General features: G+C 48.8%; 19 protein-coding genes, 1 pseudogene and 2 riboswitches. Of the genes and pseudogenes, 10 read left to right on the top strand and 10 right to left on the bottom strand.

All coding sequences use genetic code 11. From position 1 onward, the window contains the following. Positions 1-70 precede the first annotated feature (70 nt). Positions 71-640, top strand: coding sequence for a hypothetical protein (locus EXIG_RS13000; protein ID WP_012371420.1), 570 nt, complete (start codon positions 71-73; stop codon positions 638-640). Positions 641-748: 108 nt separating this feature from the next. Here the strand turns inward: EXIG_RS13000 and EXIG_RS12995 are convergent, their stop codons facing one another. Next, positions 749-1,228, bottom strand: a complete 480-nt coding sequence (locus tag EXIG_RS12995) for a glutathione peroxidase (RefSeq protein WP_012371419.1) — start codon at positions 1,226-1,228, stop codon at positions 749-751. Between the two features lie 171 nt (positions 1,229-1,399). Here EXIG_RS12995 and EXIG_RS12990 point away from each other — a divergent pair, with 171 nt between their 5' ends. The 6 genes from EXIG_RS12990 to EXIG_RS12970 all read left to right on the top strand — a co-directional run bounded on the left by EXIG_RS12990 (position 1,400) and on the right by EXIG_RS12970 (position 7,623). After that, the gene (locus EXIG_RS12990) at positions 1,400-1,594 is read left to right on the top strand and encodes a hypothetical protein (RefSeq protein WP_012371418.1); all 195 of its coding nucleotides are present in this window, start codon (positions 1,400-1,402) and stop codon (positions 1,592-1,594) included. Between the two features lie 217 nt (positions 1,595-1,811). Further along, a riboswitch (cyclic di-AMP (ydaO/yuaA leader) is annotated at positions 1,812-1,964 on the top strand. Between the two features lie 219 nt (positions 1,965-2,183). Beyond that, on the top strand, positions 2,184-2,264 hold the full coding sequence (locus tag EXIG_RS16245) for a potassium-transporting ATPase subunit F (RefSeq protein WP_081432758.1): 81 nt from the start codon (positions 2,184-2,186) through the stop codon (positions 2,262-2,264). A gap of 20 nt (positions 2,265-2,284) precedes the next feature. Continuing rightward, positions 2,285-3,925, top strand: coding sequence for a potassium-transporting ATPase subunit KdpA (gene kdpA / locus EXIG_RS12985; protein ID WP_012371416.1), 1,641 nt, complete (start codon positions 2,285-2,287; stop codon positions 3,923-3,925). 17 nt (positions 3,926-3,942) lie between these two features. Beyond that, positions 3,943-6,006, top strand: a complete 2,064-nt coding sequence (gene kdpB, locus EXIG_RS12980) for a potassium-transporting ATPase subunit KdpB (RefSeq protein WP_012371415.1) — start codon at positions 3,943-3,945, stop codon at positions 6,004-6,006. A gap of 13 nt (positions 6,007-6,019) precedes the next feature. Next, positions 6,020-6,541: a potassium-transporting ATPase subunit C gene (locus EXIG_RS12975; protein WP_012371414.1), complete on the top strand. Its 522-nt coding sequence runs from the start codon at positions 6,020-6,022 to the stop codon at positions 6,539-6,541. Then, the gene (locus EXIG_RS12970; protein WP_012371413.1) at positions 6,538-7,623 is read left to right on the top strand and encodes a universal stress protein; all 1,086 of its coding nucleotides are present in this window, start codon (positions 6,538-6,540) and stop codon (positions 7,621-7,623) included. Before EXIG_RS12975 ends, EXIG_RS12970 begins: the two co-directional genes overlap by 4 nt. A gap of 120 nt (positions 7,624-7,743) precedes the next feature. Here the strand turns inward: EXIG_RS12970 and EXIG_RS12965 are convergent, their stop codons facing one another. Both EXIG_RS12965 and EXIG_RS12960 read right to left on the bottom strand, forming a co-directional pair. After that, positions 7,744-11,328 carry an SH3 domain-containing protein gene (locus tag EXIG_RS12965; protein ID WP_012371412.1) on the bottom strand — a complete coding sequence of 1,195 codons (3,585 nt, stop codon included), beginning with the start codon at positions 11,326-11,328 and terminating at the stop codon, positions 7,744-7,746. Positions 11,329-11,526: 198 nt separating this feature from the next. Next, a complete protein-coding gene (locus EXIG_RS12960) occupies positions 11,527-13,560 on the bottom strand; it encodes a thioredoxin domain-containing protein (protein ID WP_012371411.1) in 2,034 nt (677 codons plus the stop codon). A gap of 761 nt (positions 13,561-14,321) precedes the next feature. Here EXIG_RS12960 and EXIG_RS12955 point away from each other — a divergent pair. Further along, complete coding sequence (locus EXIG_RS12955) at positions 14,322-17,069, top strand: DUF8508 domain-containing protein (RefSeq protein ID WP_012371410.1); 2,748 nt, start codon at positions 14,322-14,324, stop codon at positions 17,067-17,069. Positions 17,070-17,093: 24 nt separating this feature from the next. Here EXIG_RS12955 and EXIG_RS12950 read toward each other — a convergent pair whose 3' ends face one another. Further along, a complete protein-coding gene (locus tag EXIG_RS12950) occupies positions 17,094-17,450 on the bottom strand; it encodes a hypothetical protein (RefSeq protein ID WP_012371409.1) in 357 nt (118 codons plus the stop codon). Positions 17,451-17,805: 355 nt separating this feature from the next. On the opposite strand from EXIG_RS12950, the gene EXIG_RS12945 reads away from it, so the two are divergent. Continuing rightward, positions 17,806-18,684 (top strand): CAP domain-containing protein, encoded by an 879-nt coding sequence (locus EXIG_RS12945; RefSeq protein ID WP_012371408.1) that lies wholly within the window; start codon positions 17,806-17,808, stop codon positions 18,682-18,684. Positions 18,685-19,092: 408 nt separating this feature from the next. On the opposite strand, the gene EXIG_RS12940 is transcribed toward EXIG_RS12945, so the two are convergent. From EXIG_RS12940 to tnpB, 5 genes and pseudogenes are all read right to left on the bottom strand, one after another. Then, positions 19,093-19,908: a MetQ/NlpA family ABC transporter substrate-binding protein gene (locus EXIG_RS12940; protein WP_012371407.1), complete on the bottom strand. Its 816-nt coding sequence runs from the start codon at positions 19,906-19,908 to the stop codon at positions 19,093-19,095. A gap of 34 nt (positions 19,909-19,942) precedes the next feature. Beyond that, complete coding sequence (locus tag EXIG_RS12935) at positions 19,943-20,608, bottom strand: methionine ABC transporter permease (RefSeq protein ID WP_012371406.1); 666 nt, start codon at positions 20,606-20,608, stop codon at positions 19,943-19,945. Then, on the bottom strand, positions 20,598-21,611 hold the full coding sequence (locus EXIG_RS12930; RefSeq protein ID WP_012371405.1) for a methionine ABC transporter ATP-binding protein: 1,014 nt from the start codon (positions 21,609-21,611) through the stop codon (positions 20,598-20,600). Before EXIG_RS12930 ends, EXIG_RS12935 begins: the two co-directional genes overlap by 11 nt. Before the next feature lie 83 nt (positions 21,612-21,694). After that, a riboswitch (SAM riboswitch) is annotated at positions 21,695-21,798 on the bottom strand. 62 nt (positions 21,799-21,860) lie between these two features. Continuing rightward, positions 21,861-23,048 (bottom strand): aminotransferase class I/II-fold pyridoxal phosphate-dependent enzyme, encoded by a 1,188-nt coding sequence (locus EXIG_RS12925; protein WP_012371404.1) that lies wholly within the window; start codon positions 23,046-23,048, stop codon positions 21,861-21,863. Between the two features lie 162 nt (positions 23,049-23,210). Continuing rightward, positions 23,211-24,373, bottom strand: a pseudogene (gene tnpB / locus EXIG_RS12920) (IS200/IS605 family element RNA-guided endonuclease TnpB). A gap of 176 nt (positions 24,374-24,549) precedes the next feature. On the opposite strand from tnpB, the gene EXIG_RS12915 reads away from it, so the two are divergent. Next, on the top strand, positions 24,550-26,160 hold the full coding sequence (locus EXIG_RS12915; RefSeq protein ID WP_012371403.1) for an alpha-glucosidase: 1,611 nt from the start codon (positions 24,550-24,552) through the stop codon (positions 26,158-26,160). 102 nt (positions 26,161-26,262) lie between these two features. Here EXIG_RS12915 and EXIG_RS12910 read toward each other — a convergent pair whose 3' ends face one another. Continuing rightward, complete coding sequence (locus EXIG_RS12910) at positions 26,263-26,991, bottom strand: MBL fold metallo-hydrolase (RefSeq protein ID WP_012371402.1); 729 nt, start codon at positions 26,989-26,991, stop codon at positions 26,263-26,265. Between the last annotated feature and the right edge of the window lie 4 nt (positions 26,992-26,995).

Here is a 26,995-nt window from a genome sequence, read left to right as displayed (position 1 = left end):
GGTATGAACGGATAGGGCTTAGGGTAAAAGAAACTATATTACTCTATCAATTGGAAGGCAGGTCAACCTCATGATCAATCAGTCGATTCAACTGTCATTTCGACAAGTCCGTGCACTCGTCGAACATACCTTATTATTATTCAAGGAGCTCGATCAACAACTCGCCAACCGGGGATACGAACCGACTTTACCGGATGTCGTCCAGACAGAACACGGCATCAGTATTCATCAGACGAAGGACAGCGCCGAATCGCTTGTCCCGCATTTTTTGACCCGGTCTTACACACGTCAAAATGAAAAAGTGTTGAATCATGCTCTGATTGTGTCCGTTCAATACACGCATCCGCTTCATGAACGATTTGATCCTGTTGTCCTGGTCGGCGATGTCATGTTCAAAAATCCGAAGCAGACGACAAAACTGTTGCTTGATAAACCGTGGTTGCTGAAGTACGCCGCCTTCGAATCAACGGCTGCCGGATCATTTGAGCCGACCGGCAAACGTTTCCGGACCCAGCCGATTGAAGAAATCGAATGGCTGGATGTCTGGGGACATCCGTTTACGGAAATGCGAGATGTCGAAGATGTAAAAGTATTGGCGGAAGAAATGATTAAAGGGCATTTGGATCCGGGAACACCTTGAGTTACGTTGGATCAGCAATAAGAAAATAGAAAAAACGGGGGAACGGACGTTAAATCCGCTCCCCCTTTTGTCTGTTTGATGGAAAGATGTGCTTCGTACGAATCGATCTTAAACCGGAACGACAATCCGTTCGATAGCTGCGACAAGATCTGTCGGATTAGTTTTTGGTGCGAATCGTGTGACTTCCCCGTCACGCGTCACTAAAAATTTCGTGAAGTTCCATTCGACGTCCTGCTCGCCCGTCGTGTTCGGGGCAAGTGCTTTAAGTTCTGCGAACAACGGATGTGTCCCTTTCCCGTTGACTTCGATTTTTGAGAAGACAGGGAACGTCACGCCGTAGTTCATTTGGCAAAAACTCTGGATTTCTTCGTCTGTTCCCGGATCCTGTCCGGCGAACTGGTTACAGGGGAAACCGAGGACGACGAGTCCTTGTTTCCGGTAGTCCTGATGAAGTTGTTCCAGTCCTTCAAACTGGGGTGTCAAGCCGCATTTACTCGCTGTATTGACGATCAGCCAAGCTTGTCCCGGATAATCTTTTAACGTCGCTTCCGTACCGTCGATCCGTTGAAATGTCTGCTCCTGTAACATATCTGAATTCCCCCTTATGGTCTTAATCCCAGTGTAGCAAATGCCTCCGGCTTTCGCCTGAATGACGGTTATCAAGATGACAATCCCTTCACAATCCGGTGTCAGTCACCCTGAATCGTGCCGATATTTGATAAAATACAAAAGACTTTGGAAGGAAAGGAGAGATGCCACATGAGAAAGATGTTGAAACAATCGCGTTTTGTCATGATCGCGACGCTTTGTCTCGTCTTGGTCGCAAGTGTTGTGACACTGCTGACCCTCGGATTCGAACGTGATATTGTGATTCTTGTTTCTGGAGTGGTCGCCCTGTGGGTGACGATGCTAGCTCCTTTGACGGTCCAGGCCAAACTGAATGAGCAATCATAACCGGTGTTGATTCAAAAAAACCGCAGTCCGATTTCCTGCTGAAGGAATCGGTTTCTGCGGTTTTTTTTCTTCTATAGCATAGGCTAAAAAACACTATTTTTATAAAATAAGTCATCAAAAAGTCTGACTATATTTTTTTTAGAAATTCTATTTACAACGTCAAATAATCGGAGTAATATCCATCTCATCAACGAACACTAACATGTTAATGCTTCGATCTCAAAGTACGCCGAGTTCATGATTGAAGCGGGGGACCCAACCGTCACGACACGTGACACGGGGTGAATCTTCTCAGACAAGAGAAGTAGGGCAAAATCCTAGGTATGCCCGAATCCGACAGCTAACCTCGCAGGCGTTTTAGGAGGGAACGACTCTTATTCAGTGCTACCATTTTTTAAGGCGATGCTGGGGCCGTTACTGCCTCGCATCGTCTTTTTGTCGTGTTTAATTGTAAAAATATTGAATAATATGGAGGTAATTTCAACATGGGGGATATTTGGAGCATTCTTTTATTCGTCTTCTTTTTCGGAAGCTCGTTTTTGATGATCGGTCTGATTGAACGGATTCAATGGCGGGCAGGTGACCGGAAATGACATGGTTTTTGTTGGCAGTCGGTTGTCTCGTCTTTTTTTATCTGAGCTATTGTTTAATTTATCCGGAAAAATTCTAATCGCATAGGAGAAACAAATCATGTGGACTCAATTTTTACTTCAATTTTGGATTTTACTGGTCATCGCACTCGGAGCGGCCGTTTTGCTTGGGCGGTACATCGGAACGGTCTTTGCACCTGTAGGTATTCGAAAGACTGACTGGATTGGTAAGCTGGAGCGGCGTTTGTTGTTGCTGCTCGGTGTCGATGAACGAAAACAAGACCAGTCGTGGGTCGGGTATTCGAAAAGTCTGTTACTCGTCAACTTGCTGTTTTTTGTCGGAGGATACCTGTTACTGCGTTTTCAAGGGAGTTTGCCGCTGAATCCGAATGGAGCCGTCAATCTGGATTGGTCGACTGCTCTGCATACGACGATCAGCTTCATGACGAATACCGATCAACAGCACTACTCTGGTGAAGCGTTATCGTATCTGTCCCAGACATTTGTCCTCGGTACGATGTTGTTCGTCGCACCGACGATGGCCTTCACGGTCTGTATCGCCGTTATCCGCGGACTGGCGAATCAGCCGCTTGGAAATTTTTATGCGGATTTCGTTCGTTTTATTCTCCGGATCTTAATTCCGGTGTCCTTCCTGTTTGGATTGTTGCTGATTTTACTCGGCGTTCCGCAGACGTTTGGCGGAACGGTGACCGTGACGACACTCGAAGGAGCAAAGCAACTGATTTACCGTGGACCGATCGCGGCGTTTGAAGTCATCAAACAGCTTGGGAACAACGGCGCCGGATTCTTCGGAGCGAACGGAGCACATCCGTTTGAGAACCCGAACCAGTACGTTAACTTCATTCAGATGTTTTTGATGCTGCTGATTCCGATGTCACTTCCGGTCGCTTACGGAAAAATGATCGGTTCAGCGAAGCAGGGCCGTCTGTTCCTCGGCGTGATGACGCTCCTGTTTATCATGATGACGTTCGGCATGGCCGGCAGTCTCCTCGCAAATCCGACCGCACATGGTCAGGAACTCCGGTTTGGTCAAATCGGGACGATCTTATACAGCTCGATTACGACAGCGGCTGAAACCGGTGCTGTCAATGCGATGCATGATTCGCTTCATCCGCTTGCCGGGCTGATTCAGCTGGGCAACATGATGCTGAACGTCGTCTACGGCGGAACAGGAGCCGGTTTCCTGAACGTGTTGTTGTATGCGTTTGTCGCCGTCTTCCTGACCGGATTGCTGATCGGCCGGACACCGACCTTCCTCGGCAAAAAGCTCGAGACGTTTGAAGTCAAGCTGATGGCGATTACCTTACTCGTTCCACCGTTCCTCATTCTCGTCGGAACAGCAGTTTCAATGTACGTGGCACCGGGTGTCGGAGCGATTTCAAATCCCGGCTACCATGGTCTGTCACAAGTCTTGTATGAGTTCACTTCGGCTACCGCCAACAATGGTTCCGGTTTTGAAGGGCTCGGTGACGCGAATGTCTACTGGAATGTCTCGACTTCATTTGCCTTATTCTTTGGTCGTTACATTCCGTTGATTCTGATGCTGGCGATTGCAGGATCACTGAAAGCAAAACCAGCTGTTCCGCAAGATGAATTTTCGTTTAAAACAGATACCCCACTATTCGGTACAGTTTTCCTCGGTACGGTCGTACTCGTCGGTGCATTGACATTCCTGCCAGTGCTTGTACTTGGACCTATCGCGGATTGGCTGACGATGTGAACAGGAGATAATGAAAGATGATGGAACCAATCAAAGATCAACCTACTGGGCAGGAACCGAACGTTCCGGAAAAAGCGTCAACATCAGCCGTTAATCCGTCAATTGCAAAACAAGCGACACTGGATGCCTTTAAAAAATTAAATCCGGCGCATATGGTCAAACAACCGATCATGTTCGTCGTCTGGATCGGTTGTCTGCTGGCAATCGGTTATACGATTTTCATCGACGAGATGCGTGGTTTTAACTTAGCCGTCAGCATCATCCTGTTCCTGACCGTTCTGTTCGCGAATTTCGCCGAATCAATCGCCGAAGGACGCGGGAAAGCCCAGGCAGATTCTTTAAAAGCCTCAAAAGCGGATGTCATGGCGCGCAAACGGGTCGGGCAGATGATCGAGACTGTCTCCTCGGCGACACTGCGGAAGGGTGACGTCGTTTTCGTCCGGACCGGTGAATATGTACCGGGGGACGGCGAAATCATTAAAGGTCTCGCTTCGATTGATGAGTCGGCGATCACCGGAGAATCAGCACCGGTCATCAAGGAAGCCGGGGGTGACTTCTCATCTGTCATCGGCGGCACGTTAGTCGTCAGTGACGAAATTGAAGTCCGGATTACGAGTAACCCGGGTGAATCGTTCCTCGACCAGATGATTGCGCTCGTCGAAGGAGCAAGCCGGCAAAAAACACCAAACGAATTGGCGCTGTCGACGTTACTGACAAGCTTGACACTAATCTTTTTACTCGTCGTCATGACACTACCTGTCTTTACGAATTATTTAGGCTTTGATTTGTCCGGTCCGATTCTGATCGCCTTGCTGGTCTGTCTGATTCCGACGACGATCGGCGGATTGTTATCGGCGATCGGGATTGCCGGGATGGACCGCGTGACCCGCTTTAACGTCATTGCGATGAGCGGGAAAGCGGTCGAAGCAGCGGGAGACATTCAAACGATCATTCTTGATAAGACGGGTACGATTACATTCGGGAACCGGATGGCGTCCGACATTCTGCCGGTCGGTGCTGCGACGACGGAAACTGTCTTTTCCGGTGCGACACTCTCGTCACTCGCAGATGAGACACCGGAAGGCCGTTCGGTTCTGGAACTGGCTGAACTGCGAAACATGCCGATTGAACAAAAACAGTTGGACGGGGCGGAAATCATTCCGTTTCGGGCGGAAACGCGGATGTCGGGTCTTGATTTAGCCGACGGCCGCCGGGTCCGAAAAGGAGCCGGACAAGCGATTCAACAGTGGGTCGCGGACCAAGGGGGAGAGATTCCTAGCAATCTGCAGGAAACAGTCGATCAGATTTCACGGCTCGGCGGGACACCACTCGTCGTCGCCATCGATACGGAAATCTTAGGTGTCATTTATCTGAAGGATACGGTTAAGCCCGGCATGCGGGAACAGTTTGACCGCCTGCGGGAGATGGGAATCAAAACGGTCATGTGTACCGGCGACAATCCATTGACGGCAGCAACGATTGCCCGCGAAGCCGGAGTCGACGATTTCGTCGCCGAATGTACGCCGGAAGATAAAATCCGTGTCATCAAACGTGAGCAGGACGCCGGACACCTGGTTGCGATGACAGGCGACGGAACAAACGATGCACCGGCGCTTGCCCAGGCCGATGTCGGTCTTGCGATGAACAGCGGAACGCAGGCGGCAAAAGAAGCAGCCAACATGATTGATCTCGACTCCAATCCGACGAAAATCATCGAAGTCGTTGAAATCGGTAAACAGTTGCTGATGACACGCGGTGCGTTGACGACGTTCTCGATTGCCAATGATGTCGCGAAATACTTTGCGATCATTCCGGCAATCTTCATGGTCGCGATTCCGCAAATGGAACTGCTGAACATCATGCGTCTCGATTCCCCGACGACGGCCATCCTGTCGGCACTGATCTTTAACGCGATCATCATTCCGATGCTGATTCCGCTGTCGATGAAAGGTGTCTCGTATAAACCGATGACAGCGGATCAACTGCTCGGCCGGAATTTACTCATCTACGGTGTTGGCGGCGTCATCGTCCCGTTCATCGGCATTAAAATCATTGATGTCTTGCTCGCAAGCATCCTATAAGGAGAACAGAATCATGAAACAGGCCATTCGTGTGACGGTCTTCGTCACTGCGTTGTGCGGGATTGTTTTTCCCGCTTTGCTGACCTTGTTCGGTCAATTACTTGTTCCGGACAAAGCAGCCGGTTCACTGGTGCAGGAAAACGGAAAATTCATCGGATCGGAATTGATTGCGCAACCTTTCACGTCAAAACAATATTTCCACGGACGTCCGTCAGCAGTCGATCAATTAGCGGGATCATCTGCTGGGGATAACCTGGCCGCTTCGAACCCTGAGCTTGGCAAGAAGATGGCGGAATTCGCGAAACAGAATCAAGTGGACGGCGCTTCGCTTCCGGACGATGCCCGCGTGACGTCCGGTTCTGGCTTCGATCCGCACATCTCGCTCGACTATGCGCGGGCACAGGTCAAACGGATTGCAACCGAACGAAATCTCTCGCGTGATGCTGTTCAGCGATTAATCGATCAGGAAGCAGGGAATAATCAATATGTGAACGTTTTGATGTTGAATCTGAAACTTGATCGGAGTCCATCATGACACGCGGAAAGCTGAAGCTGTATATCGGCTCGGCTCCCGGTGTCGGGAAGACGTATAAGATGCTGGCGGATGCCCATGCGTTGGTCCGGGAAGGCAAGGATGTCGTCATCGGTTTGATCGAGACGCACGGCCGTCGGGATACGGCAGAGATGATCGGGGGGCTCGAACAGGTGCCGTTACTCGAAGTCCACTATAAAGAGAAAGTGTTTCTTGAAGTGAACGTCGAAGCGATCATTGCCCGCAAACCGGACATCGTGTTGATAGACGAACTGGCACATACGAATGCGCCGGGATTGATTCGGAAAAAACGATATCAGGATGTCTCCGTCCTGCTTGAAGCGGGCATCAATGTCTATTCGGCCGTCAACATCCAGCATTTCGAAAGCCTGCTGTTTAAGGTGAAAGAAATGACAGGGGTCGAAGTCCGGGAGCGGATTCCGGATCCCTTCCTCGGGGAGGCGGATGAGATTCTACTCGTGGACGTGACGCCGCAAACCTTGCGTGAGCGATTGGAACACGGAAAAATCTATAAAAAAGAGAAGATTGAACAGAGCTTAAATTCTTTTTTCTCCTTGCAAAACTTAGCGAGCTTACGGGAGTTATCGCTCCGGCAGGTCGCGGATGAAGTCGACGATCAAGTGTATCAAGCACGTCTCTTGATCGAAAAAGATCCGACCTTATTACAGGAACGAATTTTAGTCTGTGTCCAGTTGAATGAAAATGCGCGAAAGTTGATCTATCGTGGATTTCGGATGGCGAGCCGGATGAAAGCCGATCTTTACATTTTGACGATTCTACCCAAACCGGAAAACCAGTTGACGGCATCGCAAAAAGAAGTACTGGCGATGTTACGCGAAAGTGGAGCCCTGTTTGACGCAGAAGTCTTAATTCGGATTCAAGGGGAACGTTCGATTGCGGAAACCATCACGGCAGCCGCAAAACATCATCGCATCACACAAATCGTGCTCGGTCAATCCGCACGGACCCGGTGGCAGGAAATCCGGCGCGGTTCGATCGTCAATCAAATCATGCGCCAAAACCGGGGCATTGATTTGCAAATCGTCGCTGATGATCAAGTCTGACAGGGTGTCTCTTCCGCGTAAATGCAGGAGACGTCTTCCGTCAGATGGTGGCGGTCAAAGCACACAAAAAAATCCAGACCACGAATCGATGGATTCAAGGTCTGGATTTTTTTGTAGTTCTTAACGCGTAAAGACTGGAATATCAAAGACGGCCGTATAGCTGTCCATCTGTTCATACAGCTTGTAGATTTGGGTTGTTTGTTTGACCGCCCAGCCCATATCCGTCGCGTACTGGTGAACACCCGGACGCATCGGACTCCAACGCATTTTGTAGAGCGTGTTTTGGTCGTAAGCATTGTGGATGTATGTCGTACTGATGAATTCCGCACCACCGACGATGGCGGCTTCCGGTGTGAACCATCCTTTGCTGTACGCATACGCAGCACCTGTATTGATGGCATCGTAGTCATACGCACCGATTCCGTACATGTTGTAGACTGTTCGTCCGTTCCAGATGACACCTGTCGCAAGTTTCGACGTCCCGTTCCCTGTCTCGAGTAAAGCATGTGAGATCAGGTACGCTTCGTTGACCGAATACTTCGCGCCGGCATCGATGAAAGCTTGACCGCAACTGCCTGTCGTACATTTACCGAAGATACCTTTTGTCGCGAGGATGTTGTTCAACGTCGCCGCTGAAGCACCTGTTGATTTGGATAAATCAAGGAACTGGTAATAGGCAGACGATTGACGATCAACTTTGAGCGGATCCGCCGCATTCCGGACATCGGCTTCGAGTGCGTTCAACCAGTAAATCGTTGAATACTTTGTCGTCGTTGTGTAGACGCGCGGATACGTCGTGTAGAAGCCGCTGACGTTTTGATAGACCTTGATCATCACGCTTGGTTTGAACTGACCATAAACGTGACTGGCCGTCGTCGCACCGGAGCGGATGTTCAGCGGTGTCGTTGCCGTGACCGTGGCAATCGTTCCGTTGACCGGATCGAGGGCACCGCCGAGGCGAACGTAGTCAGCACTGACGTACATCAGTTTTGAAGCATACAAATCGGTTTGTGGGGGAGGATTCAGTTTCATTTGGGCACTGATGAAGCTGTCAAACGTATACGGTGTTGCGACTGAATTATAGACGTTCAGCTTGGCTGATGTCATGACCATTGTCCCGTTATACGCATAAAGCGTCTTCCCTTCATAAGAAACTTCATACCAGCTGCCGATTTTTCCGGTGACCGGTAAAACCGTATTCACAGGAATGGAAGCGACGAGTTGATATGCATCCCCGACATAAGAGCGGAGCGAAGTCGTTCCGGTTGCCCGGACAAACGATTTTTCGATCGGCTCATAAGCGATCGGTGAAGTCGGCTGACCAAGCTTGATATAACCTGTTTTTCCGTTGACCGTGACTTGATGCCACTGACCATTGGCGGATGTCGTCACAAGCGTTTTCGTCGTGTAGACATTCCCTTTGTTTAAGTTGGCGATGGTTGTGGCCGTATCTTTCGCATCACTTTTGACAGCAACCGGGGCGTCGAGCAGGAAGCGGGCTTCCGCAATCGTCGTCGTCTCCGAAAACTCCGTCAAAGTAGACGCTACTGCATAACCGCTCTTACCGGCATAGGTGATCTTCACCCAGTTGCCGATTCGTCCTGTCACCGTGATGACCGTTTTGTTTGGAATCGTCGTGACGGGAGCGTAAGATGGTCCGGCATAAGACCGGAGCGGTGTTGCTGCTGACGTTTTGTATTTTGTTGCCGGTAGGGCTTCGTAGGCAATCGATGTTCCTTGGTTGACGCGGACGTAACCGGTTTTTCCATCAATCGTCATCCGGTGCCACTGTTCCGCACGACCGTTCGTGATGACTTGTGTCGTATAGTAGACGTCATTTACCGAGAGTGTCGTCAACGTATCGGCTGTCGAGTGGTGCGATTTCTTTACGTCGACTGACTTCGATAAGACGAATCGTGAAGCCGGCAGTGTTTTTTTCGTAATCAATTCAGTCATCGTATCCGCAACAACATAACCGGTTTTCCCGTTAGCCGATACTTTATACCAATCTTGAATTTTTCCGATGACCTGAACATTCGTATTTGTCGCGATGGTTGCGACAGTCGCATAGGAATTTCCTGCATATGTACGCAGTATAGTCGTTTCTGTTGCTTTCATTGCCATGTTCTCTGAACTGTAATCGACAGGTTTCCCTTGATCGACCGGGATGTATCCTGTCTGACCGTCTTTTGTGACACGATGCCATTTAGACGAACCATTCGTGACGAGTTGATTCGTTTGATAAATATCCTTTGTCTTGAACATCGTGACGGTCGCAGCGTTGGCTTTCGGTGCTGCTTTCATCGCGACATCCGTTTCAAGTTGGATATCGGTCGCCGGAATCGGTTGTGTCGTCACATAATCCGTAAAGGTCGTACCGGCTGCGTAACCTGATTTTCCGTCATAAGAGACTTTATACCAGTTGCCGATCTGTCCTTGGATTTTGACGACGGTCCCGTTTGGAATCGTTTTGATGACACCGTACGAAGGACCGGCATACGAGTGCAACGCCGTTGCTGTCGTCGTCTTTAGAGAAAGATCATGGACCGTATAGTACTTGATCGTTTTTCCTTGATTGACTTTGACATAACCGGTTTTGCCGTCTTTTGAGACTTTATGCCACTGCTCGCCAAGTGGATTTGTCACGAGTTGCGTCGTATAGTAGACGTTTCCCGTTTGCAGGCTGGCAAGTGTCGCGACGGATGAAGCCGGTGTGGCTTTGATTTCAACGGAGTTCGACAACAGGAAGCGTGACGAGGCTAACTTGACCTTTGCCGTGTACTCTTTCAAAGCAGCAGTCAAAACGTAACCTGTTTTCCCGTCATACGTGACACGATGGTAGAGACCCGAAACTGCAGTCGATTTAACGATTGCTCCTTTTGGAAGTGTGACGAGCGGACGTTTCGTTCCGTCCGTCGTATCGTACAGGACAAGAGCCGATTTCGTTTGGAACGTCGTTTCCGGAATCGTCGTCACTTCCTGTTTAGAAGAGCCGGCGAATGCACCTTTATGCATATAACCTGACTTGCCTGCATAAGTGACATTGTACCAGTCACCGATTCGTCCGGTTGTTTGCAGGGAAGTCCCTGTTGGAACGACAATCTGCCGCGGATAGGCTGTACCGGCATATTGACGGAGGATGTAACCGTCTGTCGTTTTTAAAGCAGTCTTCGACATTTTCGTGTAGGCAATCGGTGTCGCGTTTAAGGCACGGGCATAAACCGTCTTGCCGTCATATTTGACACGATAAAAGATTTCGCCAACCGAATTCGTGATTTTTTGTGAACTGTAGTACGCATCCTGTTCATTTAAAGTAGCGATGACAGGAGCTGTCGCCGACGCTGATGTATAAAGGGGCGTCTTTTTCGAAACGAGGAACCGTTGTCCTTTAATCGTTTCTTTCTGATCAAATGCTGTTAGATATTTTGACGCGACATATCCCGTTTTTCCGCCGTATGCTACTCTTCTGAAATAGCCAGAAGACGACTCATACGTGGATGAAACGATAGTTCCGGTCTTGATCGTCAACAAGCGTTTCCGTGAAGATGTCGTCTTGTCATACAGATAAGTATCGGCAGACAGACGGTAGGTCGTTGCTTTGGTCGTCGCAGCTTCGAGTGAAGGGCTGTAAGAAACAAATATGCCGAGGACCAGGATAAAGCTGACCAGCATCTTCAAGGGTTTCGTGAATAGTGTCGTGTTCAAAGATCGTATCCTCCTAGTTAGAATTCGTCCGAAGACGTTTCGGGCTCTAGGATGTCAATTCTAAGATGTGAAATTAATTTGCCTATACTTACTATCGACAATAAAACATTTATCTACAGTATATTTAGAATTTTTTTGAAAAAAGGGGTTTAGTTTTTTAAAAAACCCTTCTGCTTTAGGAAACAGAAGGGAATTAAGTCATATTATGATTTTTTGAAGGAGTTCGGACAGGTTGGTCGTCGGTCGGTCGCACTGGAAATCATGGCACAGGTAGGCGGTCGGCTGTTGAGTCGGAGCATCGTACGTGGCAAGGAATGGAGCGATTTCGAGCAAGTCCGTTTTTGAACCGACGAGCAGTGAAAGTTCAGGCAGGCGGCGCTGATGGAGCTGCGTCAGAAACGAGGCGACGTCCGTGTAAGATTCCGTTAACACGATTAATTCCTTTGGTTCCATCAACGTCCGCGTGTAGACACTCAGAAGACTGGCGAAACCGGTCGGTTGAGATTTAATTTCGGAAGCAAGCGTCGAGAAGTTCCGCTGGGCCTGATCCCGGTAGTCGGTCCGGCCTGTCAGCTGGGATAAACGAAGCAGATTCGAGACAGCCGTGCTGTTACCGGCCGGTTTGACGACGTCATAAACATCTTTAGGCCGCATGAGTAACGTCTCATCCTCAAATGAAGTAAAGAAAAAGCTGCCGTCTTCGTCAGAGAAGTCCCCGATCATCCGTTCCGTCAGCCGGATTGCCTGCTTGAGATAGGGGATGTGCTGTGTCGTTTGATGCAGCTCGAGATAAGCTTCCGTCAAGAAACTGTAGTCATCGAGATAACCGTTTCCTTGAATATGACCTTGACGGTACCGGACGTGTAACCGGTCGTCGTCCATCAAATGGGTCTCAAGGAACGTCAAAGCCTGTCGGGCAAACTTTGTATACCGCTCATCGTTAAAAACACGTCCTGCTTTCGCATAGGCAGAAATCATCAAGGCGTTCCAAGACGTCAAGACCTTATCGTCACGGAACGGACGGGTCCTTTGACTACGGAAGAGCAACAAGGTCCGGCGCTCCTGCTCGAGTTGGATCAGGATATCTTGGACAGCGGTATTTCGATCAGCCGAGAGTTGCTGAATCGATTGACCGGTCCGCCGAAAAACAATCCGCCCTTCGAAGTTTCCTTGAGGCGTGGCTTGATAGAGGAGCGGGAAAACGGCGTCTTGTCCGAGTAAATCCGTCAGTTCATCGAATGTGAACGTATAAAAAAGACCTTCGCGACCTTCGCTGTCCGCATCTTCTGCCGAATAAAAGGCACCGTCCGGAGAGGACAAATCGCGTTCGATGTACGCAAAAATTTCTTCCGCATATTGTTTAAACCGTTCTCTGCCCGATACTTGATACGTTTCGATACATAATGTCGCAAATAAGGCATTGTCATACAACATTTTTTCAAAATGCGGGATTTCCCAGCGTTCATCGACCGTATACCGGTAAAGACCGAATCCAACGTGATCGGTGATTCCGCCATCCCGCATCGCGGTTAAGGTCCGCATGACCATTTGCAAGGCGGTCTCATCTTCTGCGAACCGGTAATAATCGAGCAGGAAAGTCAGCAACGAAGGCGATGGGAACTTAGGAGCTGTGCCAAACCCGCCGTTCTCCACATCATACTGACGCATCGCCTGATCAAATGTCTCGTGGACCAATGCCTCATCCAGTGGATCCTCTGAGTCGAAGGTCGTGACCGCCGTTAACGCCTGAATGATTTCTTGTCCGACTCGTTTGATTTTGTCCGGATCGGTCCGGTAATGTTCACTGAGTTGCAACAGAACCTGCCGGAAGCTTGGGCGGTTGAACTGCGGGGTCTTCGGAAAATAGGTGCCGATGTAAAACGGCGTCTGATCGGGGGACATGAAGACGCTGAGCGGCCAACCGCCCTGTCCGTTCATCATTTGGGCCGCTGTCATATAAATCTGATCGATATCCGGTCGTTCTTCCCGGTCGACTTTGATCGAGATGAACCGGTCATTCAGCATCCGGGCCGTTTCTTCGTCTTCGAAGCTTTCGTGTGCCAAAACATGGCACCAATGACAGGTCGAATAGCCAATCGACAGGAAAATCGGTTTGTTCGCCGAACGGGCAGCGGCAAACGCTTCTTCCCCCCATGGATACCAATCAACCGGATTGGTGGCGTGTTGGAGTAAATAAGGACTTTTTTCATTGATCAGTCGATTCGTCGCCATCTCTAAAACCTCGTTTCTTCTATAGTAATAGTCAGTCGTCTTTTGATAACCTTAACGATACCGGTGTTCGGGAAATGAATCAACAAAAGGACCCGTATCCAAAATAGAAGTTTCTTAAAAAAGATTGACTTTATAAAAAGAAACGTGGTATATTAAATTTTGTCATGAATCGGGGATGATCACTCATGTGAGAATCCATCACAAAAATACACAATTTAATAATCAGGTCAGGATTTTTAGACCTTACTGACAAATGAGTCAGACATAAGTCATCGCTTTTATTTTGTCCTTCTTCTGTTGAACGAGAAGAAGTTGACCCAGCAAGATAAACCTTCCATTCGATACTTTTCAGCTCATTTCCGAGCGAAATTCTAAAAATCCCAGTAAATACGCAACCCAACGCGTAACTTGATTCTTGCTAAAACGCTTGATTCAGCTGGCGCGGCCAAGGAGCCGTAACAACGAAAGAGAGGTAGGGCTTTCGTCGTTTCAGGTGTTTTGATCACCTGTATCCTCGATTCTCATGACACCTAAAAAAACAGACACGCTGAAAAGGCGTTTTTTTTTATGCCTTTTTTTAAAATTAATATACAAATGAATCTTAACATTCTTTACGTAAAGACGAATGATTATTTTTTGTAAGCGTTAACAATTAATTCTTTTACGAATATTAGTGTCTTTTTTTACATAAAATATACACTATTCATGAATTAATCTGATAATATAAAGAAGTGTCAGAAAATTCATAGGGGGTCAACATCATGAAGAACGTCAGTACGTTTGGGAAGTGGGCATTGGTCGGAGCATTAACAGCAGGAATTCTTCCACAAGCAGGCATTACGGTCGGGGCAGAAGGCGAAGGCGTCATCTTGTCCGAGTACATAGAGGGGTCAAGCAACAACAAAGCGATTGAAATTTATAATGGTTCGGGTCAAATCATCAATCTTTCAGATTACACGCTTGTTCAATATACGAATGGTGGACCGACAGAGTCAAAAATTACCCTGTCCGGAACGCTTGAGCCGGGGAAAACATTTGTCATTGCCAATTCAAGTGCAAACGCAGACATTAAAGGAAAAGCCCAACAAACAACAGGTTCACTCAACTTTAACGGAAACGATCCGGTTGCCTTGAAAAAGGGTGATGTCGTCCTTGATATCATCGGTCCGGTCGGCTCCAGTGCTGATTTCGCGAAAGATACGACACTTGTCCGGAACTCAAACGTAACAGCCGGTTCGAAAACATACGAACCGTCACAATGGACAAGCTTCCCGGTCGACACGTTAACAAATCTCGGGACGCACGCTGCTGAAGCCGGAGACATTTTAGTCGCACCGACGGCATCACCGGTCGGAGAAGTCGATCGCGGCGATCAAGTGACGTTAAACGGAGAAGGTACGATCCATTATACCGTTGACGGATCAACACCGACTGCTGAGAGTCCGGTCTACTCGGGTCCGATTACAATTAATGAAGAAATGACGATTCAGGCAGTAGCTGTCAAAGACGGAAAAACGTCTGCTGTTTCGACATTCAAATACTACATCGCACCTCCAATCACGAAAATCAGCAGCATTCAAGGAATCGCGCATACATCACCATACGCGGATCAACTTGTCCGGACGACGGGTGTCGTAACCTATGTCGTCGATGCGAATAACTTCTACATGCAGGATCCAAATCCGGATAACAACAGTAAAACGTCTGAAGGAATTTTAGTGTATGCGAAGAACCACGGCGCAGCCGTCGGACAGACCGTTGCAACGACAGGATACGTCAAGGAATGGTTGCTTGGCGGATACAGCGACAAGTTTGATACGGATCTCGCGGTGACGGAAATCAGTACCGTCAATCTTGTGAAGGGCACATTGAACTCAGGATTGCCGGCAAGTATCGTTCTCGGGGAAAACGGTGTCTTGATTCCGACGAAAGTCATCGACAACGATTCATTTGCTGAATTTGATCCGGCTGAAGATGCGATTGATCTATACGAAAGTGTGGAGGGGATGCGTGTCGCACTTCCGAATGCCATCGTTACGGGACCACAGGCCAACCGGACGATTCCAGTTCGTACGCAAACAGCAGATAAAATCTATACGAAACGCGGTACACCAATCCTGACAGAAGATAACGCCAATCCGGAGCGACTGTTCGTTGAAATGGGCAGCAGCTCGTACCGTGCGAAATCAGGGGACCGTTTCGAAGGAACAATCGAAGGGGTCATGAGCTATAACTATTCGGCGTATAAAGTACTCGCGAAAGCAGCGGATCTGCCGAAGCTGATTACGAGTGAAGTCGATCGTCAACCGACGAACATTGAAACGGGCGATTCACGTCTGACAGTTGCTTCATACAACGTGGAAAACTTTGCTTCGACGGCAGATGCCGGAAAAGTCGATCGTGTATCGGAAGGGATCGCGACATTCCTGAAAACACCAGATATCGTCGGTTTGACAGAAATGCAGGATAACGATGGTGCGACAGACAGCGGTACGGTCGATGCATCGAAATCGTTTGAGACATTGATTGCAGCCATCGAAGCGAAAACAGGTGTCCGCTATGCGTATACGGATATCGCACCGGAAGATAAAAAAGACGGCGGACAACCGGGCGGAAACATCCGTGTCGGCTTCCTCTACAATCCGGCGCGCGTCTCACTTGCACCAGGCGTAAAAGGAACAGCGACACAAGCCGTTGCCGTCGAAAACGGTAAGCTGACGAACAACCCGGGTCGGATTCAGCCGAACGATCCAAACTTCGACAGCTCACGTAAACCACTCGTCGGAGAATTCATCTTCAAAGGCGAATCGTATCATGTCATCGTCAACCACTTTAACTCTAAAGGCGGCGATGGAGCAGACTTTGGTAAAAATCAGCCGGTCGTTCGTAAGAGTGAAGTACAGCGTCATGCGATTGCCGGAATCGTCCAAAACTTCGTTAATGAACTGGAAACAGAAGTCAAAGATTCAAATGTCGTCGTACTCGGTGACTTGAATGACTTCCAGTTCTCGAAAACACTGGATATCTTAAAAGGCGACAACCTTTGGAATACAGTGGAAGATCTTCCGAAATCGGAACGTTATTCTTACGTCTATAACGGAAACGCACAGGTTCTCGACCATGTTCTGATTTCAAAAAACCTGAAGCCGTATACGTCTTCTGATATCGTCAACATCAACTCGGATTATATGGAAGCAGACGGTAGCGCGAGTGACCACGATCCAGCCATCATTTCGATTCAAGGGATGGAAAGTGCTGTCGCCGTTAACGGAAAAGCGGAAATCGGAAAATGGCGTGCCGTTCAAAAAGGGAACCATATCTTCATCGAACGTAAACTAGCCGGGAAATGGGACAAAGCGAGCGAAACACATGCCGGTCAACAAGGTGATTTACTTGAACTCCGTGTTTCTCAAGGACGTCCGTATATCCAGGTAAAAACGAAAAAAGGCAAAACGATTTGGCTTGAACTGTCGAATGGTTACAAATTAAAAGAAACAACGAAATACTAAGCGGTTGTATTAAAAAAAGCGGACTTAATTGTCCGCTTTTTTGTGTATTCGGATAAAGAGAGAGAAAAAGGACAGCAGACTAATCGTGAGGGTAAGCAGTAACGCGAGGTTTAACGGGATGACACGGAACATGTACGTAAAATGAATGATGATCAATAACAGGATAATGGCAAGACCGGGAAGAAATTGTTTGCGTAACAGATGACCGACACCCGGAACAAGGAGTTCGAAACCGAACCGTTGACTGATATGGACTTCTTCATGGGCATTAGCGAGACTGAATGAGACAGTCAACAACACTAAAATGAGCCATCCGGAAAACAGATACTGTTGAATCGGTAAAAACGTAATCGATTCATAGATAAAATAAAGTAGAATCATGGCATACTCCTTTGGAAGTAGAGGTTATATAGAATTTCCTTATTTTTTCCTTACGAGTTCTAATGATAGCGAGGGTTTTCAGGAACGGCAACAACATTTAAAGGGAATAAAAATAAAAGAATGTTCACACATTTTAACAACAGGGAAAGAATAGTTTATTTTATGTATGATAATGGTGTGAGAATGCGATAAATAAAGACGTCAGACCTCTTTTGCACAAAAAATCTGAGATGTGTCAAAACTGTGAAGCGGAACAGGGAATCGTGTGATTTCACTTGAAACGATAGCTTAGACTGTTCGAACAGACAGGTTTCTTTTAAAATGAAGTCAATGGAAGAACCGAGGAGGCAAGCAGATGAAAAAGTGGTTAGTACTCGGAGTAGCAGCGGTCGCTTTCTTTAGTTATGAAAATACCCCGATGGAACAAGCAGAAGCAGATTATCCGAAAAGCGGCGGAACGCTGATTGATCGATATACAAGTGAATATCCGGGTTATGACTGGGAAGTCAGACGGACGGCGACGGAAGAGTTCGTGGCGTTAACGAAAGACGGCAAGGATTACGGAAAGTACCGTTCGAAAAACGGTGTGACGACGCAAGGGGCCGTCTTAAATAAAGACACGGAAACGACCCTTGCGAAAAAAGGCTGGAAAGCCGTCAAGTCGTACCGGAAAGGCAATACGAACTATTTGCTGAATCTCGATCATGCCGCCGTCTATGAAAAAAAGGACCGGTATGTGACCTACTTCTTTGACCAGCACGACGGCAACAAAGTGAAAGCGACACTCGCGATACCAAAAGAGGTCGAAGCGAAGAAAAGTGGATTTTATGGCAAGGCGTCCAGTGCATTGCGGACAACGGACGAGAAGTTGATGTTGCGTCTGATGAACTGGGACCGGGCCGATTATAACCTCGGAGCACTGACGCCGTACAGTCCCTTAAAACCGGTCACACGGGCACACAGTGAAAACATGGCGAAGAATAACTTCTTCTCTCATACCGATCCGGAAAGACGTGATCCGTTTGACCGGATGAAAGAAAACGGAATTCGCTTTTCGGCAGCCGGAGAAAATCTGTCGATGGGCTATCCGAATGTCTTTGCAGCGCACTGGGGCTTGATGAACTCCAAAGGACACCGCGATAACATCATGAACAAGACCTTCGAACAGGCGGATACCGGTGTCGCGTTCCGTGACAATGCACCGTACTTTACGATTAATTTCCGGACACCCTGAAGCAACATTTAAAACGAAGTGTAAGTATCACCCCGATTTTGCGAAAGCAGAATGGGGGTTCTTTTGTGTGGATCAATCTGTAGATGGATGACGCACCACCTAGATTTGAATTCTATCTTGAAAAATGAGAGAAGGCTTTTGATTGACGAAGCCTTGTCTTCTCCGCTCGCTTTTCTCGGGCGGAACGCAAGCTAGCTGTCATCTGTTTGATGACCGGGTCTCGCCTGTTCCTGACGGAAGCGAAGCTTCCTTTTCCCATAGAAGTCGAGCGGAAGACGTGACTTCTCCAAGAGTCATCATTCAATGGAAAACCCCTGAAACCGTTCCACCTCTTTTTTGTAAAGGGAGGCAGCTGTTTCAGGGGTTTTATATCATTTTTAGATAAACTGATATACAAAAAGAGTTATGTTAGTTTGCCCAGTCCGGTTTACTGAATCCTTTGAATGATTTTTCGATAACGTTATTAAAGTCATCCGATTTGACGACAGCCGTCAAATCTTTCGCCAGTTGTTTATCGGCATTCGATGTTTTGATAGCGACCAGATTCCGGTACTGCTCGTCCATTTTTTCGAGTGCCAGTGCATCCAGTAAATCAAACTTCGCGGCTAACGCAAAGTTTCCCGGAACGGCAGAAATATCGACACTGTCAATGGCACGCGGCAGTTGGGCAGCTTCGAGCGGTTTGATGACCAGTTTCTTCGGATTTTTGACGATATCTTTTTCGGAGACTGTCAGTGGATCCACGTCGGCTTTCAGTTCAATCCAACCTTGGTCAGCGAGCAGGTTCAGTGCTCGGGCCTGATTCGTCGGATCGTTTGGTGTCGCGACTTCCGCTCCTGTCTTGACGTCATCCAGCGATTTGTAGGATTTGCTGTACAATCCCATCGGTGCCGTCGGGACAGTGATCAGTCCTTTGAGATCGAGGTTCTTTTCCTTGGCAAACGTCTTCAGGTAGATGGAGTGTTGGAACAGGTTGGCATCAATATCACCACTGCCGAGCGCGATGTTCGGTTGAATATAATCGCCGAACTCGACGATTTCGACGTCGTAGCCTTTCTTTTCAAGCCCGGGTTGAATTGCTTCTTTGACCATGTCACTGTAGGGACCGCTCGTTGCGCCGATCTTGATCGATTTATTGTCTTCTTTGGCACTGCTGTCACCGCAACCGGCAAGAATTCCGGCACCGAGTAATCCTGTTGCTAAAAAGGCATAACGTTTTTTCATCTTCATTCTCTCCCTTGAAGTTCTCTATTTGTAGTTACCGTTTATCAGCACGACGGGCCAGAACATTGCCGAGCCCTTGAATACTTTGAACAATGATGACGAGGACGACGATTGTCACAATCATGACGACATTATCGTACCGGTAATAGCCGAAGCGGATAGCCAGGTCACCGACACCGCCACCGCCGACGATACCCGCCATGGCGGAAAAACCGATCAGGCTGATCGTCGTTAAGGTGACGGCTTGAATAATGCTGGGAAGGGCTTCCGGTAAGAGTGCACTGATGATGATCCGAAACGGTGTCGCGCCGCATGCTTCCGCTGCTTCAATCAATCCCGGTGGAATCTCACGGAGCGATGTCTCGACGAGCCGGGCGAGAAACGGGATGGCAGCGACACTCAGACTGACGGAAGCCGCTGTCGGACCAATCGTGTTATCGAGTAATAATTGTGTCAATGGAATCAACGCGACGAGCAGGATGATGAACGGTAACGAACGGACGATATTAACGAAAAAGTCCAAGATGCTGCGAACGAAGACGTTCTGGAAAAACAATCCGCGGTCCGTGATGAACAACAAAATCCCGAGTGGAATGCCGACGATGAGAGCAAAGCCCAGTGAAATTCCGACCATTAAGGCGGTCTCACCTAACGCTTTCGCAAGCTCCGGTAACATGATTTCAATGCGTTCAAGCCACATCCTGGATCACCTCAAGTGTGTGAAGTTGTTCTTCGAGCCATGTCAGGGCCTTATTCACGTGAAGCGTCGGACCGGTCAAACTGACGATCAGCACTCCGAAAGCGACGTTCTGGATATAATCGACCTTGCCGTGAAGAATGCTGACGGAGATATCAAACTGTTTGATTGCTTCCGATAACGTACTTTCACCGGTCTTTTCACCCGTGAATTGCAGGCGGATGATTTTTCCCGGTGTCGTCCGCAAAATCCGTTCCGGCAACTCGATCTGGAGTGCCGTATCGACATAATGTTTCGTGACATCATGGGCCGGCTGACTGAACAGGTCATATGTACTGGCGACTTCGACGACTTCACCTTGTGCCATGACGGCAACACGGTGACAGATCTGTTTGACGACTTCGATTTCATGGGTGATAAGAATAATCGTCAGGCCAAGCCGTTCATTCAAGTCTTTCAGCAGTTCGAGAATTTGCAGCGTCGTGACCGGATCAAGAGCGGACGTGGCTTCGTCACATAACAGGACGCTCGGATTATTCGCAAGGGCACGGGCAATCCCGACCCGTTGCTTTTGACCGCCGCTGAGCTGACTCGGGAAATTCGTCTCGAAGCCTTCAAGCCCGACCAGGGAGACGAGCTCTTTAATCCGTTGCGGGAAGTCAGTCCGTTTGACGCCGGCAGCCTTTAAAGCGAAGGCGATATTGTCGGCGACATTCCGGGATTGAATCAGTTGAAAGTGTTGAAAAATCATCCCGATGTTCAATCGCAGTTCGCGTAAGCTGCCTTTTGAGAGATCCGACAGATTGATACCCGATACTTTAACCGTTCCTTGTGTCGGTGTCTCCAGTCCATTGATCAGACGGAGCAGGGTGCTTTTTCCGGCACCGGATTCACCGATGATGCCAAAGATTTCACCTTGCTGAATCGTTAAATTGACGTCGCGTAATGCAAAGATTGGTGTCCGGTCACGAACGAACCGTTTGGTGATTCCTTTAAATTCAATCATCTGTCGTTTCCTCCCTATACAAAAAAATCGCTTTTTTCCAGTTAAGAGCAACCAGAAAAAAGCGACGAAGTGTAAGATTTCGTAACTTATCTCTCAGAATGAAACATTCTGTAGGATGTGGCACCGTTCCTTAAAGGTGGTTGCCGGACGTCGTTGGGCCTAATCCCTCGGTCGCTCTCGATAAGTAGATATGCTGTTGGGACTTACTGTAACGGAAATCATTCCCATTTGTCAAACGTTTTTTCAGAATTATTCCGCAACGGTCTGACGAAACAGATTCAATTGACCAATCCGTTCTGCCGCTTCGACCAATCGTTCGGCGTCGGCAATCAGACTGATCCGGACGTAACCTTCCCCGTATTCGCCGAAGAAATGTCCCGGTGTGACGGCGACATGCGCTTCGTCGAGCAGGTGATCGGTAAAGCTTTGGGACGTGTAGCCGGACGGGACCGGCAACCAGACGAAGAACGAACCGCCCGGGATCGGTCCGTCCCAACCGATTTCCTGTAACTTTCCGAACAAGGCATCACGCCGGGCTTCATACAGAGCGCTCAGTTCGCGGACACACGTCTGATCGCTTGAAAGAGCGACGGTTGCTGCCTGTTGAATCGGCGTGAAAGCACTGACGTATAAGTGTTCCTGGTACGTCTCGATACTTGCGATGACGGACGGATTCCCGATGGCGAAGGCGATTCGGAAACCGGACATGTTAAAACGTTTCGATAATGAAAACAGTTCGATTCCGACGTCTTTTGCGCCTTCCGTCTGGAGGAAACTGCGGGTCGGACCGTCGAAGCTGATTCCGCCGTAGGCGAGGTCGTGGACGACGCAAATGTCGTTCGCATCAGCGAAGGAAACCGTTTGCTCGAAGGCTTCCGCTGTTGCCGTCGCCCCGGTCGGATTGCTCGGGTAGTTGAGGAACAACATCCGGGCCCGTTCGACATCTGTCGTATCAAGTAACGTGTAGTCAGGTAAAAAGGCATTTTCCGCAAGGAGCGGCAATGTGATCGGGTAAGCTCCGGCAAGGGCGGCGCCGGATAAGTAATCCGGGTATCCGGGATCAGGAACAATGACACCTTCACCGGGATTGACGATCGTTTGCGGTAAAGCGACGATACCGGCTTTGCTGCCGAGCAAAATGGCGACTTCAGAGGCCGGATCGATGTTTACGCCAAACTCTGACTGATAAAAATCCGCGACAGCCTGTTTGAGGAAATCGTGTCCGCGAAACGGCGGGTACTGGAGGTTTGAAGCGTCATTGATCGCTTCTTTCAAGGCATCCAGAATATGTACGGGTGTCGTCTGATCCGGTGTTCCCTGACCAAGCGTGATGACGTCATGACCGGCAGCCTTGACTGCACCGATCCGCTGGGCGAGCTCGGCAAAGACCGGAGCGGGTAACCGATCAATCGCAATAGATGGGGCGAAATGTTTCATCTGTCTTCCTCCTTGTTGGGTATTGTCGTCAAGGATAACGAATTTTCAGAAAAAAGAAAAGAGTTTTTTAATAATTGCTGATAATTGTTGAACTACCTCCACCTTCGCTTCGCTTAGAGGTGGAGGATTCCTGAGTTATCCGACCTAACGGTCGAAAATTGATCAGGCTAACCCCGTCGTCCCGACGGTTGAAGAAGCTAAGATACGTTCAGCTTCTCGTTTGAGATTCAATCCTGCGTTCACATCACGATTATGGTGGATCCCACAATTCGGACATGTCCATTCTCGCAAGCCTAGATGTTTCACGTCCTTGTGTTGATGACCGCAACTCGAGCAGAGTTGACTTGATGCGAAGGTCTTTCCGACCTTCACGACGGTTTTCCCATACCAGTCCGCCTTGTATTTGAGCATGCGGAAGAACTCCGACCAACTGACGTCTGAGATGGCTTTGCTTAACTTGCGATTCTTCTGCATGTTCTTCACCTGCAAGGTCTCGATGCCGATGACGTCGTGGTTTTTGACGATCTCAGTCGATACCTTGTGCAGGAAGTCAGTGCGCTTGTTGGCAATCTTCTCGTGGATACGGGCAACCTTTCGCTTCTGCTTCTGATAGTTCCTCGCCTCGGAAAGCTTGACTTTTTTATTCAGAGCGACGCGTTGACGACTGGAGAGCTTACGCTGTTCGCGTACCAGTTTCTTCTCAAGTGTTTGGAAGTAACGATCGTTCTTGTACATCGTTCCGTCCGACAGGGTGGCGAAGTTTTTGAGTCCGACATCGACGCCGATGGACGAACTGGCTTTCGGCATTTCGTGGATTTTCTGCTCAACGAGCAGGGAAACGAAATACTTACCTGAATCGTGGCATTTAAGATACGGCCTGTGATCTGTTTCGAATAGGCGAAACGTACCCATTTCAGCTTAGGAAGTTTGAGCTTTTTGCACACAATCGAGACTTCAGGAAGTTGAGACTTGCCCTGTATGTTGGTCTTGTACGACTGGACGGGGTTTCGCTTCGACTTGAATCGAGGGCGTTCATTCTGCTTCTTGAAGAAGCGGTCAAACGCATCGGCAAGGTATTTGACGCTCGTTTGAACAGATGTACTATCGACTTCTTTCAACCAGTCGAATTCCTGCTTCAACAAGGGAATTTCTTTGGAACAAGAGCCGTAGGACAGTCCTTTTCCAGTGGTCTTGTACGTTTCATCCCACTTCGCCAGGAAGTGGTTGAAGACGAAACGCGAACAGCCAATCGTCTTCGCGATCAGGATTTCCTGCTCTTTTGTCGGATAGATTCTGAATTTGTAGGCCTTGTGCTTCAACACCATTTTTCACCTCCTTTGAAGGGAATATACCCGAAAGACAGGCTGGCGATTCATCTCCCACTTTCACTTCGTTTAGAAGTGGGAGTATTCTCGCCTAATTTTGGTAAAAAGAACCGATGGCTTTCGTGTTTTTGATACACTAAACTAGAATACGATTGAATCACAAAGGAGATGATGGGATGAATCGGGCCTGGTGGAAAGAAGCCGTTGTCTATCAAGTGTATTGGCGCAGTTTTAAAGATTCGAACGGAGACGGGATGGGCGATTTACGCGGAGTAATTGAAAAACTCGATTACATCGCTTCCCTGGATGTCGATATCATCTGGTTAAATCCCTGTTATACATCACCGGATGTCGATAACGGATACGACATTTCGGATTATTACTCGATTATGCCGAAGGCGGGAACGATGTCGGATCTGGAAGAACTGATTGCGTCCGCCCATGAACGAGGACTGAAACTGATTCTTGATTTGGTCGTCAATCATACGAGTGATCAACATACGTGGTTTAAAGAATCCCGCAGCAGTCGGACGAACGAGAAAGCCGATTGGTACATTTGGCGGGACGGGGTCAAAGGAACGCCGCCGAACAATTGGCGGTCGTATTTCGCGCCGAGTCCCTGGACGTGGGATGAGACACGCGAGCAGTATTATTTCCATTCCTTTGCATCGGAGCAACCGGACTTGAACTGGGAGCATCCTGCTGTCCGGCAGGCCGTATATACGATGATGCGGTGGTGGGCCGATAAAGGAATCGACGGCTTCCGGATGGATGTCATCAATCTGATCAAGAAACGGGCGACGTATGATGATGTCGCAGATCCTTTGGAATTATCCTACTTAGGGAATCAACCGGGCATTCACGAGTTCTTACAGGAGATGCACCAAGAAGTACTGGCGGGAACCGATCTCTTTACCGTCGGTGAGATTCCGTTTGTCGGCCCGGAAGACGGGTTGCTGTATGTCGGGGAGGAACGGAATGAGCTGCGAACGCTGTTTCACTTCGAAGTCGCGGACGACATGGAGACGATGGATTTACCGCGCTTTAAACAAATCCAGAAGCGTTGGTATGAGGCGCTTTATCCGAGCGGTGTCGCGTCCCAATTCTTGAATAACCATGACCACACCCGTCAGGTGACCCGGTTCGGAAGCGAACGGTATCGCGTCGAAAGTGCCAAGTTACTGGGTTTGATGCTCCACACGTTACCGGGCATTCCGTACATTTATCAGGGCGAAGAAATCGGTATGACCGGCATTCGTTTTTCTGATCCGGAGTCCTATCAGGACGTTGCGTTTCGAAATCAGTACGCCGAACGGATTGCGGCCGGTGAATCACCCGGAACGGTCCTGTCATCGATGCAGTTGCGGGCGCGTGACAACTCACGAACACCGATGCAGTGGAATACGGACCAATCAGCCGGATTTACTATAGGGACACCATGGATGGCGGTCAATCCGAACTACCGTGACATTAACGTCGAAGCAGCGGAACAGGATCCGCATTCCGTGCTGGCTTTTTACCGGCAACTGATTGATTTACGGAAGACTCATCCGGTCATGGTTTACGGGGTTTATCGTGATTTGGCGATTCAAGATCCGTACCTGTATGTCTATGAAAGGGTCCTAGACGGAGTGGTTTGGCGGATTGTCTTAAACGTCCATGATGAACCGGTGACGACGACGTTCGGTTTACCGGAAGAACAGTTGATTTTGACGAATTATGAGACGGCGGACATCAATCGATTGGCACCGTACGAAGCCCGGTTGTACCAATACGAGATGCCTTAATTGGCGGTGACGGTCAACAGAAAAAATCCGGACATCTTCTACTCTTCATTTCTAAATGAGGAGCAGGAAAATGTCCGGATTTTTTTGAACCAGCTGATTTTTTTACGTATAACCGTTGCGCTTTTTCGAGGATAAGAGCTGTTCGAACCGGTCGACTGCCTGGCGCATATCGAAGCTTGGTGCGACGACGAGCGGTCCGTGACCAACCGCGAGGACGTCCGGTGTCAATTCCGTCAACTGATGTGCCGATTGGAGGGCGACTTCCTTATCCCAGGTCGCAAGCGACGGGAAGGGGAACTGCCAACGTGTGTCCCCCGACACCGCCAGACCACCTTGGGTTTGGAAGGCGTCACCGGCAATCAACGTCCTGCTGCCTTCATGCCACAGGGAGATGGAACCTGGTGTGTGTCCCGGAGAAGCAATGACACTTAAACTGCCGACCTGTTGACCGCTTTCGAGCAACCGATCCGGACGGGTTTTGATGTTTTTCGGAATCCCGCCTTTCAGCGGTGTCGTCTCGCCTTCACGCAACGACTCATCGCCGCTGAGGAGAGCGGCGTCCCGGTAACTGATTGAGACTTTGGCAAGCGGAAAAGCGCTCGCTAAAAAATCAAGGGATCCGACATGATCGGCATGAGCATGCGTCAGGATGATCGATTGTAACGGTTTGTCAAACGACTTGATGGCAGAATAGATGGCTTTGGCATTCAGTGAAATCCCCGTATCAATCAGGGTGAGACTGTCGGCTTCTTCGAATAAGTAACAGTTGACCGGAAAGAAGGACGGAGTTGTTTGCAGTTGATGAAGTCGTTCAATCGTCGAAATATGCATCCGG

The organism is Exiguobacterium artemiae 255-15, from assembly GCF_000019905.1.
Lineage (GTDB): Bacteria > Bacillota > Bacilli > Exiguobacteriales > Exiguobacteriaceae > Exiguobacterium_A > Exiguobacterium_A artemiae.
Note: the sequence above shows the minus strand (reverse complement) of the source record. Positions and strands in the feature narration are given on the sequence as shown.